We start from the raw sequence: 15,407 nt of genomic DNA on the forward strand, positions 1-15,407 counted from the left end.
CGCCCGCGTCTGCGGCTGTGGGGGGGGGGCGGGGGCGGGGGGGGGGGGGGGGGGGGGGGGGGGCGGTCCCCCCCCCCCCCCCCACGACGGGCCGTGCCCCGGGGGGTGGGGGCTACAGCCTCGGGTGCGCGTTCTTCAGGAGCTCCTGGAACTGGGCGGAGAACCAGTGGCCGGACAGCGGGGCGTTCGGCAGCGCGCCGGACATGTTGTGGCCGTTGCGCGGGTTGCCCGTGTACGTCGGGTCGCACATGCGGTCGAAGCCCTTGCCCTCGTTGTTGGGGATCTCTCTACTGGCGCCGTCGGACTCGCCCGGCGGCTTCATCCAGACGTAGGCGTCGACGCCCGCGGCGGGCGCGGCCTGGGGGCGTTCGCCGAGGCCCGCGCCGGACTGGTTGCACCAGTTGCCGATGTGGATGCGGCGGTCGTACCGGCCGCCGTTCACATACGCGTCGACGTCGGTCGCGGGTCCCGGACCGGTGGGCCGGGCGGTGCCGCCCCAGCCGTTGCGGGAGGTGTCGATGAGCATGCCGATGCCGGGCCGGAACCCGGTCGACACGAGCTGGTTCCGGAAGGCCTGCGCGAAGGACAGCTCGTCGGTGTAGCGGTTCCAGTCGACCCACTTGGACTGGCGTACGGAGCGGCCGCCGACGGTGTCGTCGATCCTGAAGTGGTCCTCCTTCAGGGCGCTGTAGTTGGCGGTGTTGGTGATGAAGCCGTGCACGTTGTCCACGGTGCTGCCCTCGGCGGTCGCGGCCTGGTGCATCACCTGCGCGGAGGCGGCGAAGTTGTCGTCCCAGCCGATCCAGCCGTGGTGGCCCGCGTCGACGTAGTTGTAGACGTTGGGCACGGCGCCGAGCTGCTTCAGGGCGTAGCCGATGCCCTTGACGTAGTTGCCGTTGGCCTTCATCACGTCGCACTGGGGGGTCGCGGTGGGACGGCCCCCGGTGTTGGTGACGAGGTTCGGCAGCGAGTCGATCTCGACCGTGGTGACGATGCGCAGACCGGCGTACTTCGGGTCGGCGAGGATCCTCGCGATCGGGTCGATGTAGTCCCTCTTGTACCGGTCGATCTCGGTGGGGCCGAGCTCGCCGTTGGAGGCGAGGGCGGCGCAGTCGCGGCCCGGCAGGTTGTAGATCACCAACTGGACGAGGTCGGCGCGCTGTTGGAGGGCCGTGTCGAGGTGGGCGCGCAGCCCCATCGTGCCGTTGCCGCCCGCGATGGCGGCGATGCGGTCGAGCCAGACGCCCGTGGGCTGGTGGGCGACGGCGGTGCCGCCCGGCTCGGCGGCGGCCTTCCGCGACCACTCGGGGTTCACGTAGACCTTGGCGCCCGCGTACGGGTTGTCGACCCGGGCGGCGGCCGCCCTGGTGCCGCCGTCACCGGCGGAGGCGACGGTGGTGCCGCCGGCGGCGGCCAGGACGGTGGCGAGGGCGAGCAGGAGGGTGCGGTGTCTGCGGTGGGTGCGGTGGGTGCGGTGGGTGCGGCTCATGCGTGGGGAGGCCTTTCCGGTGTCGGGGGTCGGGAGACCTCTCGGGCGGACAGGGAGCGCAGGTGGTCGCGCAGGCCGATGCCGAACGCGGTGGGTGTGCCGTCGTAGGCGCTGATCAGGGCCGGGCCCGAGGAGCAGTTCCAGGTGTTCCAGGTCCAGCCGAGGTAGGACAGGCCGCGGGCGTCGAACCACGCCATGACGCGGTCGACGAACCCGTGCGCGCAGGTGTTCTCGCCGATCTCGCCCGCGACGAGCGGGACGCGCGCGGCGACCGGGGCGAGGGTGCGGTTCCAGCAGGCCTCGTCGGCGCAGGCGTTGAAGTTGTACACGTGCCAGGCCGCGGCGAGACGGCCTGCCGGGTCCCTGGGCGCGTACTCCTGCCAGCGGCTCAGGTCGTTGGCGTACGCGATGCCGGCCACCAGGAGGAGGTTCCGCGCCCCCGTGGCGCGCACGGCGTCCACCAGGTCCTGCATGCCGGCGACCTCGTAGCCGATGCCGGGACAGGTGCCGCCGTCGCGCCAGCAGGCCCAGGCCTGCTCGGCGGTGGGGGTGGCGCGGTCGGGGTAGGGCTCGTTGAACAGGTCGAGGACGACGGTGGGGTCGTGCCCGTACGTCTGGGCGACCGAGGTCCAGAAGGCGGGCGCGTGGCGCGCGTCGGGCATGGGCTTCTGGCAGCTCGCGTGGACGTCGGCGCAGCCCGCGGAGTTGCCGGTGTACCGGCCGTGGCTCCAGTGCAGTTCGAGCACCGGCGTCATGCCGTGGCTCTGCACGCGCCGCACCAGCGCGTCCACGGCGGAGCGGTAGTTGGCGCCCGCGTACTCGGGCTTGATGTTGGCGGTGCCGAGCCAGCACTCCTCGTTGAGGGGGATGCGGACGGCGTTGGCCTTCCAGTCCGCGATGGCCTTCACGGAGGCGTCGTCGACGGGGCCGTCGAAGACGCCCCAGCCCTGCACGCAGGCGAACTCGCCCCCGGAGCGGTTGACGCCGAGCAGCCGGTGGGGGGTGCCGTCCGGCCGCACGAGCTGGTTGCCCGCGACGGTGAGGGCGGGTGGGGCGGGGGCCCGCCCCCCGCTCGCGGACGGCGGGGCGGCGGGCGCGGTGGCCGGGTTCGCGTCCGCGGTGGCCGAGGGCGCGTGCGCGGTGGCCGGGGGCGCGGGAGCGGTGGGTCCGGCGGCCCACAGCACCGCGCCGGCCAGGACGGCGAGCGTCCGCAGCGGGTGCCGCCGCCGGGCGGGCGGGCCTTTTCGTCGTACGGGTCGGCGCATGAGCGACTCCTTCGAGGTCGGCTCAAGTTCCGGGCTTGTGACGTGCAGTCGCCGCCGGGAGCGGAAAGGGTTGCCGCCTCCCGGGAGATGTCCGCGCCGTACGCGTGCGGCGTCGCGCCTTCCGCAGGGGCCCTTGACCGGCTTCGGGCCCGCCGGTCCGCCCGGGCGTCGTCACGCCGTCACCGCCTTGCGCGCGAGGGACGCCGCCCCGTCCCGGCGCCGGGAGGAGAGCCGCGGGGTCAGCCGCGACGGAAGACGGCGACCGTGCGCGCGGGCACCCGGAAGGTCCCCGAACTCTTCGTGTACGTGGCCGACTTGACCACGGCGTCGGCGCCGTGCGCCTGGACGGGGTGCAGCCCGTACGCCGTGCCCGCGAGCCCGGCGACGCGCTGGTCCTGCCCGTCCGGGGTGGCGTTGAAGACGACCACCAGGTCACCGAGGCGCATGGTGAGCACGCCCGGCGTCTCCCCCGGTGTGCCGGACAGCGGGAAGGACAGCGTCCGCTGCACCTGCCCGCTCGTCGCGAGGGAGAACGCCGGCTCGGTGGTACGCACCTTCAGCAGGTCCCGGTACGCGGCCGAGGCGCCCACGATCCGCGCGCAGCCGGGCACGAGGGCGGGGTCGGCCAACAAGGGCTCGGCGTACGGCCACTTGTCCTTGTTGTCGGCGGCCGGGGGCAGCCCGCGGCCGAAGCCGTTGCCGTCGCGGCAGTCCCAGTGCAGGGCGTTGAACCAGTCGCCGCTGTCGAAGGAGTTGCGGTCGAGGGACTTGGACCGGAGCAGGTCGCTGCCCGCCTGGGAGAGCTCCGGGCCCTGCGACAGCGTGGCGGTGGCCATCGCGAGGACCTGCATCCGGGCCCGGTCGGCCGGGGCCGTGGACGGCGGGAGCTTGTAGGCGAGGGCGTCGTACAGGGTCTCGTTGTCGTGGGCGTCGGCGTAGGCCACGGCGTCTCCGGGGGCCGCCGCGTAGCCCGCGGGCGCCCCGTTGTAGTCGACGTCCGCGCCCGCGACGCGGCGGCCGGAGGAGTCGGTGAAGGCGTACGCCGCGAGGTTCCCGGTGAGGCCGACCTTGAGGAGGTCCTGGTAGTGCAGCAGGCGGGCCCGCTGCTCGGCGCGGCTGCCGTTGGCGGGCGAGCCGTTGGGGTCGGTGTACAGGCCGCTGGCGAAGCCCTGCACGCGCGGGTCGGCGTCGAAGGGCCCGCCGCCGCGCACGGCGTCCCGGGCCCGGTCGGAGAAGGTGGCGACGCCGGTGCCGGCCATGTTCCGCTGCGTGGCCTGGACGAAGCGGGCGTCGTCGGCGACCTCGCCGAAGTTCCAGCCCTCGCCGTACAGGACGATCCTCTTGCCGTCGACGCCGTCCTTCGCGGGCGTCAGGGCGTCCAGCGCCTTCCGCACGGCGAGGATGTTCGCCTTGGGGTGGTGGCCCATGAGGTCGAAGCGGAAGCCGTCGACCTTGTACTCCCGGGCCCAGGTGACGACGGAGTCCACCACGAGCTTGCCCATCATGGCGTTCTCGGGCGCGGTGTTGGCGCAGCAGGTGGAGGTGGCCACCGAGCCGTCGGCGAGCAGCCGGTGGTAGTAGCCGGGCACGATCCTGTCGAGGACGGACCTGTCGTCCTGTCCGGCGGCCACGGTGTGGTTGTAGACGACGTCCATGACGGTCCGCAGGCCGGCGCGGTTGAGGCCCTGCACCATCTCGCGGAACTCGAGCGTCCGGCGGGTCCCGTCGGGGTCACTGGCGTAGCTGCCCTCGGGCACGGTGTAGTGCAGCGGGTCGTAGCCCCAGTTGTAGGCGTCCTTGGCCGCGGTCCGCGCCACGCACGCCTGCTGCTCCTCGGAGTCAGGCGCGCCGGAGGGCAGGTCGCAGTCGGGGCGCGCCTGGTCGGCGGGGCGCTCGGGGATCGTGCCGATGTCGAAGGCGGGCAGCAGGTGCACGTACGACGTACCGGCCCTGGCGAGCCTGCGCAGGTGGCGCATGCCGGCGGAGCGGGTGTCGGTGAACGCCCGGTACCGGCCGGGGTGCTTCGCCGTGCGGTCCGCGACGGAGAAGTCGCGGATGTGCAGCTCCTGGACGCGGGCGTCGCGCAGCGGGACCGCCGGCGGCTTGCGCACGTCCTTCCAGCCCGCGGGCGCGAGCTTCGGGTCGCGCAGGTCGGCGACGAGGGCGCGCCGGGAGTCGGCGGTCAGGGCGGTCGCGTACGGGTCGGTGACCTTGTTGGTGACGACCTTGCGGACGCTGGGCGCCCAGACCGTCACGACGTACCGGTACGGCTTGCCCGTCCAGCTCGCGGGGCCGCGCGCCGACCAGACGCCGGAGGCCGCGTCGCGCCGCATCGGCACGGTGCGCCCGCCGATGTCGAGCCGTACGTTTTGCGCGGTGGGCGCCCACACGGCGAGGCGGGGCCGGCCGTGCCGGAACACGGGGCCGAGTTCGGCCCTGGTCGCGGCCCGGGCGTACAGGTCGTCCAGTACGCCCTGGGTCTGGACGCCGGTCGCGGCGCGCGCGGAGCCGTCGGCGCCGCGCAGGACGGCGGCGAGCTGCCCGGTGAGGGCCCGGCGTGTGCGGTCGCGGTCGCGGGGGTCCACGCGGAAGGCCGCGTAGTCCTTCAGGTGCGGGTACGCGGCGCGCTGCGCCGGGGTGAGGCCGCCGGGGACGCGGGTGAGGCGGATGCGGTCGGTGGCGCCCCGGACGTCGCCGCCCTCCGTGGTGAGGCCGCCGTCGCGTGCGGAGAGCACCTCGGCGTGCCGGGCGTCCGGGTCAGGCACCGTCCAGGCGACGGTAGAACGGTCTATCCACTGTGCGCGGGACACCGACAGGTCGAGCGCGGTGTCCCGCGGCGCGGCGGAGGCGGAGGTGGAGGCGGAAGCCGCGAGGGGCACGGCGGCGGCCAGCAGGGCGAGCGTCAGCGCGCCGGTCAGGGCGGCCCGGGCCGGTGTCGCGGTACGACGTCCTCTGCGGCGGGGGCCGCTGGTCCACGGTGTCACGGAGCCTCCTGGGGGTGAAGGGGGTGAGGGGTGAAGGACCTCGCAGCACACCGCGGGCGGCCGTCAGGAGCGCCGCCGGGGTGCCGTCACGGGCGGTGTGCTGCCGTTACGAGCGCCTGGGTGCGTGCCGTCACGGGCGCCGGGGTGCCGCCGTCGAGCCGCGTACCACCAGCTCCGGCTGGAAGACGAACTCCGTGCGCTGCACGGGGTTCCCGGCGATCTCCTCCAGGAGCGCGCCGACCGCCGCCGACGCCATGGCCTGCACGGGCTGGCGGACCGTGGTCAGGGGCGGGTCCGTGAACGCGATGAGCGGGGAGTCGTCGAAGCCGACCACCGAGAAGTCGCGGGGCACGCTCAGGCCGCGCTCGCGCGCGGCACGGACCGCGCCGAGCGCCATCATGTCGCTGCCGCACACCACCGCCGTGCAGCCCGATTCGAGCAGCGCGCTGGCCGCCGCGTGGCCGCCCTCGACGGTGAACAGGGTGTTGCGTACGAGCCCTTCGGCCTCCCGCGGCGCGAGGCCGAAGTGCGCGTGCAGCGCCGCCGCGAAGCCCTCCGCCTTGCGCCGCGAGGGCACGTACCGGGACGGGCCGACGGCGAGCCCGATCCGCTCGTGGCCCAGCTCCGCGAGGTGGCGCACGGCCATCCGTACGGCGGCGCGGTCGTCGGGCGAGACGAAGGAGACCGGGACGTGCGGGTTGTAGCCGTTGATGAGCACGAACGGCACGCCGCGGCCCGCGAGGCGGAGGTAGCGGCCGGGGTCGGCCGTGGTGTCGGCGTGCAGTCCGGACAGGAACACGATGCCGCTGACGCCGCGGGCCTCCAACTGCTCGACCAGCTCGTCCTCGGTGGCGCCGCCCGGCAACTGCGTGCACAGCATCGGGGTGTAGCCGTGCCCGGCCAGGACCTGCTCGACGACCTGCGCGAACGCCGGGAAGATCGGGTTGATCAGCTCGGGGATCACCAGCCCCACCAGGCCCGCGCTGCGCCGCTTCAGCCGCACCGGCCGCTCGTAGCCGAGGACGTCGAGCGCGGCGAGCACCCGTCGCCGGGTCCCGGCGGCGACACCCGCCTTGCCGTTGAGGACGCGGCTCGCGGTGGCCTCGCTGACCTCGGCCTGGGCGGCGATGTCCGCGAGCCGCGGGGCGCCGCGCTCGGAGTCACGGGGGCTCCGGTCGGCGTCCCGCGGCGGGGAGGTCGTCACACCGCCCACCAGACAGTGGTGTCGGCGGGCAGCTCCACCTCGGGGCCGGTCACCTCGACGGGCCCGCTCGCGAGCAGCACCGTGCCCGGGGCGGCCACGCGGACGGGGTCCGCCGTGGTGTTCGCCGTGCACACGAACCCCTCGCGGCCGAAGGCGAGCACCCCCTCGGGCGCGTCCAGCCAGGTGAGGGCGGTGCCCGCGCCGAGACCCGGCCGGGCGCGGCGCACGCGCAGCGCCTCGCGGTACAGCTCCAGGGTCGATCCCGGGTCACCGGTCTGCGCCTGGACGCTCAGCTCGCCCCAGCCCTCGGGCTGCGGCAGCCAGCTCCCGCCCGCCCCGAACCCGTACGACGAGCCGTCCTTGGTCCACGGGATCGGCACCCGGCAGCCGTCGCGGAAGCCGTCCTGGCCCTGCGCCCGGTGGAAGGACGGGTCCTGGCGCACCGCGTCGGGCAGGTCGGTGACGTCGGGCAGGCCCAGTTCCTCGCCCTGGTAGAGGTAGGCGGAGCCGGGCAGGGCCAGCATCAGCAGGGTGGCGGCGCGGGCGCGGCGCAGGCCGAGCGCCCGGTCGCCGGGGGTGCGGAGCTGGGTGCCGAGGCCCGCCGGGTTGGCGAACCGGGTGGCGTGCCGGGTGACGTCGTGGTTGGAGAGCACCCAGGTGGCCGGAGCGCCGACGGGGCGCATCGCGGCGAGGGAGCTGTCGATGACCTTCCGCAGCTCGGCGGCGTCCCAGTACGTGCCCAGGTACTGGAAGTTGAAGGCCTGGTGCATTTCGTCGGGGCGCACGTACAGGGCGGTGCGCTCGACGGTGGGCGTCCACGCCTCGGCGACCAGGATGCGGTCGCCCGCGTACTCGGCGAGGACCCGCCGCCAGCTGCGGTAGACCTCGTGCACGCCGTCCTGGTCGAAGAACGGCATGGTGTCGCTGCCGAGCAGCTTGAGCTGGTCGTGGTGGCCGATGTCGGGCAGGCCGGGGGCCTTCACCAGGCCGTGGGCGACGTCGACGCGGAAGCCGTCGACGCCGAGGTCCAGCCAGAACCGCAGGATGGAGCGGAACTCGTCGTGGACGGCCGGGTGGTCCCAGTTGAAGTCGGGCTGCTCGGGGGCGAAGAGGTGGAGGTACCACTCCCCGTCCTCGACCCGGGTCCAGGCGGGGCCGCCGAAGATGGACTCCCAGTCGTTGGGCGGGAGTTCACCGTGCTCGCCCTTGCCGGGGCGGAAGTGGTAGCGGTCCCGGAGCGGGGAGCCGGGGCCCTCCCGCAGGGCGCGCCGGAACCAGTCGTGCCGGTCGGAGGAGTGGTTCGGCACCAGGTCGACGATGACGCGCAGGCCCAGGCCGTGGGCGTCGCGGATCAGGGCGTCGGCGTCGTACAGGGTGCCGAACACGGGGTCGACGGCGCGGTAGTCGGCGACGTCGTACCCGGCGTCGGCCTGCGGGGAGGCGTAGAACGGGCTGAGCCAGACGGCGTCGACGCCCAGGTCCTTCAGGTACGGCAGCCGGATGCGGACGCCGGCGAGGTCGCCCATGCCGTCGCCGTCGGCGTCGGCGAAGCTGCGCGGATAGACCTGGTAGATCACCGCGCCGCGCCACCAGTCCGTACGCGTGCCGGAGGTGGGGGCGGCGGCGGGGGCAGCGAGATGCTGGGTCATGTCTTCCCTGAGAGGTGGTGGCGGGTGCGGGGGGTGTCAGGACTTCGTCGCGCCGGCGGTGAGGCCGGAGACGAGGTGGCGCTGGACGAACCCGAAGATCACCGCGGCGGGCACGGCCACGATGACCGCGGCGGCCGTCAGCGAACCCCAGTCGCTGGTGTACTGGTTGACGAAGGTCTGCAGGCCGCCCGCGAGGGTGAGGTTCTCCTCGCCGGTCATGAACGCGGAGGCGTAGGCGACCTCGGCCCAGCCGGTGATGAAGCTGTAGAAGCCGGTGACGGCGAGGCCGGGCTTGGCGAGCGGCAGGATGAGCCGCCAGAAGGTGCCGAACGGGTTGAGCCCGTCCACGCGCCCCGCCTCGTCGATCTCCACCGGGATGGTGTCGAAGTAGCCCTTCATCATCCAGGCGCAGAACGGCACCGCGATGGTCAGGTAGGTGAGCACCAGGCCCATGGGCTGGTTCAGCAGCTCCATGCTCGCGAGCAGGTTGTACAGCGGCACGATGAGCACGGCGACGGGGAACATCTGCGTGATGAGCAGGAGCCACATCAGGGGCCGCATGCCGGGGAACCTGAACCGGCTGACCGCGTACCCGGTGGTCGCGGAGATGAACACGCCGATGACCGTGGTCAGGCCGACGACGAACAGGGAGTTGCCCACCCAGTCCAGGAACTTGGTGTCGTTCAGGACGTGGTCGTAGTTGCCGAGCGTGAAGTCCTTGACCAGGGCCGTGGAGAACGCCTCGCTCTGCGGCTTGAACGACGTCACGAGCAGCCACAGCGGCGGCAGCACCGCGACGGCACTGGCGATCAGCAGGGTGGTGTGCAGCGCGACGGAGGCGAGCGGGCCGCGCTCGCCGCGCGCCCGCGGCGTGCTGTTCTTCCTCATGGTCACCACACCTCTCCTTGCTTGCGGAGCGCGCGGCGGTAGACCACCGCGAAGAGCGACAGGAGCACCAGGATGAGCACGCCCCAGGCCGCGGAGCCGGCGAAGTCGCGGGGGCTGACGACGAACGACAGGCGGTAGGCGTACGTCACCAGGATCTCGGTGGCGTCACCCGGGCCGCCCCGGGTCAGCAGGAAGATCACCGGGAACATGTTGAAGGTCCAGATGGCGCTGATGAGCACCACGGTGGTGGCGACGGGTCGCAGGCCCGGCAGGGTGACGTGGCGGAAGCGCTGCCAGGCGCTCGCGCCGTCCATCTCCGCGGCCTCGTACAGCTCTCCCGGGATGGACTGCAGGCCGCCGAGCATGGCGACGAGCATGAACGGCACGCCCAGCCACACGTTGACCGTGATCACCGAGAGCTTGGCCCAGGTGGGGTCGTTCAGCCAGGGGACGGCGTCGATGCCGCCGCCTTCGAGGATCTTGTTGAGGACGCCCTTCTTCTCGTTGAAGAGCAGACGCCAGGTGAAGACCGAGACGAAGGCGGGCACCGCCCAGGGCAGGATCAGCGCCATCCGGTAGAAGGAGCGGCCCTTGAGCTTGCGGTTGAGCATGTTCGCGAGGACCAGGCCGAGCGCGAACGACAGGGCGACGCAGGACACCGTCCAGATGACGGTCCAGGTGAGCCGGTCCCAGAAGACGCCGTCGTCGAGGATGGCCTTGTAGTTGTCCAGGCCGACGGACTCGTACGTCGCCGGGATGTGGTTGACGCCGATGCTGCGTTCGACGTTGGCCTCGTTGGCGTTCGTCGTCGACAGGTACAGGCCGCGCACCAGGGGGTAGCCCACGATGACGCCGATGACGGTCACCACGGGGGCGACCATGGCCCAGGCGTACCAGTGGGTGCTCAGCGCCCTGCGCAGGCGTCCGGGGTTCTTGTCCGTGCGGGGGGCGCGGCCGCGGACGCCGCCCCGGGCGTCCGCGGCCCCGGCCACCCGGGGGCCGCTCTCGACAGCCATCGCTACTTGTAGTCCTTGAGGAGCTTGCGGTAGGCGTCGCCGATGCCCTTGGCGCCGCCCTCGGGCGAGGTCTTGCCGCTGAGCACCTTCTGCATCTGGAGGCGGACGGGCTCGAACAGCGCGTTGCCCTCGGGGATCCAGGGGCGCTGCACGGACTTGTCGACGGCGGGCTTGAAGAACTGCACCATCTGGTTGTCCTTGACGGACTTGACCTCGTACACGGAGGTGCGGGTGGGCAGCAAGCTGAGCTTCTCCGTGGTCTGCTGCTGCACCTTCGCCGAGCTCATGTACTTGATGAACTCGTAGGAGGCGTCGAGGTTCTTGGAGCCCGCGTACGCGGCGAGGTTCCAGCCGCCCTGCGGCGAGGCCTGGCGGGCGCTGCCGCCGGGCACGGGCGCGACGCCGAGGTTGGCCTTGTCGTCCTTGAACTGCTTGCCCGCGAGGGCACCCTCGATCGACCAGGGGCCGTCGAGCGCCATGGCGACGTCGCCGTCCTTGAAGGCGTTCAGCTGGTTGTTGTAGCCGTCGCTGGCGTCGGTGACCGCGGCCTTGGAGTCGACGAGGTCCTTCATGACCGCGAAGGCCTTGCCGCCCTCGGCGCCGTCGACGGTAATCTCCTTCTTCCCCGTGTCGAGGAGGTCCCCGCCCTCGCCGTAGAGGTACGGCAGGTAGAAGTACGGGTCGTCGCCGCGCAGGTAGAGGCCGGTCTTGCCGGACTTCGACCTGATCTTCTTCGCGGCGGACTTCACCTCGTCGAAGGTCTTGGGCACCGTGACGCCGGCGTCCTTGAGCATCTTCTTGTTGTAGAAGAGCGCGAGGGTGTCGATGGTCTGCGGGACCGCGTACGTCTTGCCCTTGAACTTGGTGCTGGCGGCGGCCTGCGGCAGGTAGTCGCCGGGCTTGTCGAGCGCGGCGGTGTCGTCCAGCGGGGCCAGGTAGCCGAGGTTGGCGAAGTCGGCGACCCAGGCGACCTCGGTGCGCATCACGTCGGGGGCCCCGGAGTTGCCGCCCGCGGCGTTCTTGAACTTGGCGTTGGCCTCGCCGAACGGGACGTTCACGTAGTTGACCTTCACGCCCGGGTGGAGGTCCTCGAAGCCCTTGGCGAGCTTCTCGTACGTCGCCTTCTCGGCGTCGTTCGCGGTGTCCCAGAAGGTGACGGTGCCGGAGAGCTTGCCGCCGCTCTTCTTCCCGCTGCCGCCGTCGTCGCCGCCGCACGCCGCCGCTGTCAGCGCCAGGGCGGCGACCACCGCGGTGGCCGCTATGCCACGCCGCATGTGAACTCCTTCAACTGGTCCCGGAGAGACCCGGGGTGGTCCCGGAATGACCCGGAAGAGGGGGAGACGGAAGAGGTGCCTCCTGCCGGCCGCACTCGGACGCGGCGCCGGGTTGGCAGGAACGTAACAGGCTTGCAAACGTCTCGAAAGACCTTGCGGGGATTTTCTGCAAGAACCGGCGATCGTTACCGGCACGTGTCCTGCGGGTTGCGGTTACCGCCGCCGGAACCCGTCGCAAGTTTGCGCAAGGAGTGGGTGCTCGGCCCGCCTGCCCGGGGGGGGGGTGACACATCATCCGGCTGGATAGAACGTTCGTTCCAGCGGAGAGGTGGTCGGACGGGGCCCCTGCCGCAGCCGCTCGGCGAGGTGGCCGCCGCGCGGGCGGCGGGCCCGGCGCCACCCACCGCCTGACCGGCCAAACCGCCTGCCCGACCGGCCAACTGCCCGCCCGACCGGCAGGATTGCGCGGTTGGACGGCGGGCCCGGACCGTGTCAGGCCGTCTCGGCGACCTTCCGCTGGACGCGCTCGGCGACGTCCGCCCACATCTCGGCGCAGTCGACGGCGAGGCGGGCGACGATGCCCCCGCAGTGCGGCGGTACCTGGTCGATGATCCTGTCCCAGTCCGCCGGGGCGAGGGTGTGCAGGGTGAGCAGCCGCAGCAGCGTCCGCCCGGTCTCGCTGAACCGCAGTGCGGGGTCCGCCATCAGCCGCTCCACGGCCGCGGCGCGGTCCTGCGCCGGGGCACGGCCCGGGGCCAAGTTGCGGTCCTGGACCTGGTTGCGGTCCTGGACCTGGTTGCGGGCCGGGGCGCGGTCCAGGGCCCGTGCCGGGGCGAGGTTCCGGGGCGGGGCGTGGTCGGGCACGGCCACCGGGCCGGAGCCACCGCGCCGGACGGGTGCTCCGCCCGGGCCCGCGGGTCGCCCGCCGCGGCGGAGCTGCGGATCCTCGCCGCGCAGCATGCGGTTGCGTACGTCGCGGACCGTCTCGGGCGAGATGCGGGCGGCCCGGGCGACCTGGCGCAGCGACAGGCCGGGGTTGGCGGCGATGATCTCGCCCGCCAGCCTGCGTCCCTCGGCGCCGTTGACCGGGCGGACCCGGCCGTCCTGGCCGAGGCGGCTTGTCCCGCGGGCACCGCCCGGCGCCCGCCGGCGGATCTCGGCGACGGTGCCCGGCGCGATGCCCGCGACCGAGGCGATCATGCGGTCCGACCAGTGCGGGTGCGAGGTGATGATGCGCCGGGCGGCGCCCTTGCGGTCGGCCGTCGTCAACGGCAGGCCGTGGGCGATGTTGGCCTCGACGGCCAGCACGAACGCGTCGGCCTCGGCGCCGTGGAAGAACCTGGCCGGAATGGTGGCGCGGCCGCGCAGCTCCGCGGCCCGGACGCGGTGCAACCCGTCGATGACCCGCATCGTCGGGTGGTGCACGGTGATGGGCGGCAGCGCCGCGCGCACCGCTGCGAGCACCTCCACGTGGTCCGTGTCCACTCCGGAGAGCCTCGGCGAACAGGCCGTCGACAGCGCGGCGATCTCGACGTCGACGACCTCCCGCCGGTCGACGCGCGGGGGTCCTGGGATGGTCAACTCACCTCACCCCCGCGGTCCGTGGAACGCCGCACACGGGCAGGCTCGCGATGGTCACCGTCACTGTGTCTCCCCCGTTGTGAGCCACGGCACCGGCACCGCGGACGTCTCCCCAGAAGTACGCGGTGCCGAAGACGCGCCGTGGATGTCCGTATGACGAGAACGGACCGTGCGGGCGAAAGGCGCCGCACAGGCACGTGTCGAACGGCGACGGCGATGCCGCGCGCCGGTGGTTCCCTCAGCGACTGCTGGTCAGGCAGCAGCTGTCGTCGCGTGGTCGTCCGGCCGTTCCGTTGCCCCGTTGTCGTTGCGCCGTCACCCCGGCTGCCGCCGTTGCCGCGCTGCCGTACCGTCGGCCGGACACGCTCACCTTAACAACGCGCTTTCCGGCCGGGTACCCCTCAATAGCAGGCGTGCCGGGGCCTGGACACCCCTGCGGTGCTCCCGCGCGCCGGTGCCCGCGACGGCTCTGGACCGCGCTGTGAAATCCGTGAAGTCCGTGAGGTCTGTGAGGTGCGTGAGGCACGGCGCCGGGGCGGGACGTGCGCGACGGGCGGGCCCCGCCGGACGGGCCGTCAGCGCGGCTCGAGTTGGAGGTAGTCCAGGTTCCAGTTCTGGAACGCGCCCTCGTCCAGGGACAGCCGCAGCGTGTGGCGGCCGCGGGGCAGGCGCAGCGTGACGCGGCTGCGCTGGAGCTCGAAGGCGCGGTGATGGGTGGTGACGCCGACGGCGACGGGCCCGCTCGGCGTGCCCCGGCCGAGGGCGATCCGGTACGTCCCGGCGGGCGAGTACGGCGAGGAGACGCGGGCCGCCACGGTGTAGCGGCCGGCCCGCGCCACGTCCACCTGGTACGTGAGCCACTCCGAGCCGCGCATCCAGCACACCGCGATCGCGCCCTCGTGGTCGCAGACGTCGACGCCCTCGCCGGGCCTGCCGGGGCCGTCGCCGCGGTTGTCCGCGTCGGTGTCGTGGTAGGCGACGCCCTCGCCGCCCTCGGCGTAGGCCTCGCCCTGGACGCGTACCGCGCCGCGCGGCACCGGGGCCGCCTGCCCGGTGGCCAGGTACTCCTCCAGCGCCTCGACGTTGTCGGTCTGGATGACGTTCGCCCCGTAGGTGCGCAGGAGCGCGCCCCAGCCGCGCGCGGGGTCGATCAGCGAGGCCTCGTCGGTGTGCCCGGCGGCGAGGTCGTCCTCCATGCTGTTGATCCAGACGCGGCCGGTCGACCGCAGCCGCCGCAGGAACGCGGGGTCGGCCACCGCGTCGTCGGTCTTGTCGAAGCCGACCTCGTAGGCGAGGGGCTGCTCCCCGCCGAACTCCTCCACGGCGCCGCGGTTGTCGTCGTCGAGCGTGTGCGCGTACAGGGCGCCGCGGTGCTCCGCGAGGAACGCCCGCACCTCGCCCACCGGAGCGGCGGACTTGAACAGGCCGTTACGCACGGTGCCCGTGCCGGTGAGCACCCGCCACACCTCCTCCCGGGCGTCCCACGCCTTGTCGAGGTTGACCAGGCCGCGCCGCTTGGCCACGCGCATCGCGTCGGCGAGCGTGGGGACGCGCTGCCTGGTGAGCGGGGCCTGGGCGCCGCCGAGCCCCTTGCGCAGGCGCAGGCGGGCCAGTTCGGCGAGGGTCAGGTCGGCGACGCGGCCGCTGCCGTCGGTGGTGCGGTCCACGGTCGCGTCGTGCATGAGGACGGGGACGCTGTCCTTGGTGAGCCGTACGTCGACCTCCACGACCTCGGCGCCGTCCGCGAAGGCCGCCCGTACCGCGGCGAGGCTGTTCTCGGGCGCCTCGCGCCACTGGCCGCGGTGGGCGACGGTCATCACCTTGGCGTCGGCGCCGCGGTCGAGGAAGTCGCGGTACGCGCGGTCGGCGGCGGTCTCCTGGGGCGCCGCGCGCGCGACCGCGTCCGGCGCGGCGCCGAGCACGACGAGCGCGCAGACGGCGGCGAGGGCGGCGACGGGGCGGCGCGGGGGGGGGGGGGGGGGGGGGGGGGGGGGGGGCGGGGGGGGGCGGGGGGGGGCGCGCGCCCGCGCGCGGCCCCCCGCCCCGCCCCCGGCCGC

Annotated in this window: 10 protein-coding genes; all 10 read right to left on the minus strand. The window is 73.5% G+C overall.

Annotated features, from left to right (window positions below):
* Positions 1-112: 112 nt before the first annotated feature.
* Positions 113-1,489, minus strand: a complete 1,377-nt coding sequence (locus QK440_RS38745; protein WP_282797965.1) for a glycoside hydrolase family 6 protein — start codon at positions 1,487-1,489, stop codon at positions 113-115.
* On the minus strand, positions 1,486-2,754 hold the full coding sequence (locus QK440_RS38750) for a cellulase family glycosylhydrolase (RefSeq protein WP_282797966.1): 1,269 nt from the start codon (positions 2,752-2,754) through the stop codon (positions 1,486-1,488). Before QK440_RS38750 ends, QK440_RS38745 begins: the two co-directional genes overlap by 4 nt.
* Positions 2,755-2,993: 239 nt before the next feature.
* A complete protein-coding gene (gene pulA, locus QK440_RS38755) occupies positions 2,994-5,672 on the minus strand; it encodes a pullulanase-type alpha-1,6-glucosidase (RefSeq protein ID WP_349239352.1) in 2,679 nt (892 codons plus the stop codon).
* Between the two features lie 196 nt (positions 5,673-5,868).
* Positions 5,869-6,942 carry a LacI family DNA-binding transcriptional regulator gene (locus tag QK440_RS38760; RefSeq protein ID WP_282797967.1) on the minus strand — a complete coding sequence of 358 codons (1,074 nt, stop codon included), beginning with the start codon at positions 6,940-6,942 and terminating at the stop codon, positions 5,869-5,871.
* Complete coding sequence (locus QK440_RS38765) at positions 6,939-8,591, minus strand: glycoside hydrolase family 13 protein (protein ID WP_282797968.1); 1,653 nt, start codon at positions 8,589-8,591, stop codon at positions 6,939-6,941. Before QK440_RS38765 ends, QK440_RS38760 begins: the two co-directional genes overlap by 4 nt.
* 36 nt (positions 8,592-8,627) lie before the next feature.
* Positions 8,628-9,479 (minus strand): carbohydrate ABC transporter permease, encoded by an 852-nt coding sequence (locus QK440_RS38770; protein WP_282797969.1) that lies wholly within the window; start codon positions 9,477-9,479, stop codon positions 8,628-8,630.
* Positions 9,480-9,481: 2 nt separating this feature from the next.
* A complete protein-coding gene (locus tag QK440_RS38775; protein WP_282797970.1) occupies positions 9,482-10,495 on the minus strand; it encodes a sugar ABC transporter permease in 1,014 nt (337 codons plus the stop codon).
* A gap of 2 nt (positions 10,496-10,497) precedes the next feature.
* On the minus strand, positions 10,498-11,769 hold the full coding sequence (locus QK440_RS38780; RefSeq protein WP_282797971.1) for an extracellular solute-binding protein: 1,272 nt from the start codon (positions 11,767-11,769) through the stop codon (positions 10,498-10,500).
* Between the two features lie 492 nt (positions 11,770-12,261).
* Positions 12,262-13,350, minus strand: a complete 1,089-nt coding sequence (locus QK440_RS38785) for a ParB/RepB/Spo0J family partition protein (protein ID WP_282797972.1) — start codon at positions 13,348-13,350, stop codon at positions 12,262-12,264.
* A 575-nt stretch (positions 13,351-13,925) separates the two neighbouring features.
* Positions 13,926-15,272 carry a glycerophosphodiester phosphodiesterase family protein gene (locus QK440_RS38790; protein ID WP_282797973.1) on the minus strand — a complete coding sequence of 449 codons (1,347 nt, stop codon included), beginning with the start codon at positions 15,270-15,272 and terminating at the stop codon, positions 13,926-13,928.
* Positions 15,273-15,407 lie beyond the last annotated feature (135 nt).

Origin of the sequence: Streptomyces sp. CC224B, assembly GCF_030010595.1 — a bacterium.
GTDB classification, from domain to species: Bacteria; Actinomycetota; Actinomycetes; order Streptomycetales; family Streptomycetaceae; genus Streptomyces; species Streptomyces longispororuber.

Excerpts from the sequence above, each read along its gene's own strand:
- QK440_RS38780 (WP_282797971.1), bottom strand. The coding sequence starts at position 11,769 with ATGCGGCGTGGCATAGCGGCCACCGCGGTGGTCGCCGCCCTGGCGCTG.
- QK440_RS38765 (WP_282797968.1), bottom strand. The coding sequence starts at position 8,591 with ATGACCCAGCATCTCGCTGCCCCCGCCGCCGCCCCCACCTCCGGCACG.
- QK440_RS38775 (WP_282797970.1), bottom strand. The coding sequence starts at position 10,495 with ATGGCTGTCGAGAGCGGCCCCCGGGTGGCCGGGGCCGCGGACGCCCGG.
- QK440_RS38770 (WP_282797969.1), bottom strand. The coding sequence starts at position 9,479 with ATGAGGAAGAACAGCACGCCGCGGGCGCGCGGCGAGCGCGGCCCGCTC.
- QK440_RS38745 (WP_282797965.1), bottom strand. The coding sequence starts at position 1,489 with ATGAGCCGCACCCACCGCACCCACCGCACCCACCGCAGACACCGCACC.
- QK440_RS38750 (WP_282797966.1), bottom strand. The coding sequence starts at position 2,754 with ATGCGCCGACCCGTACGACGAAAAGGCCCGCCCGCCCGGCGGCGGCAC.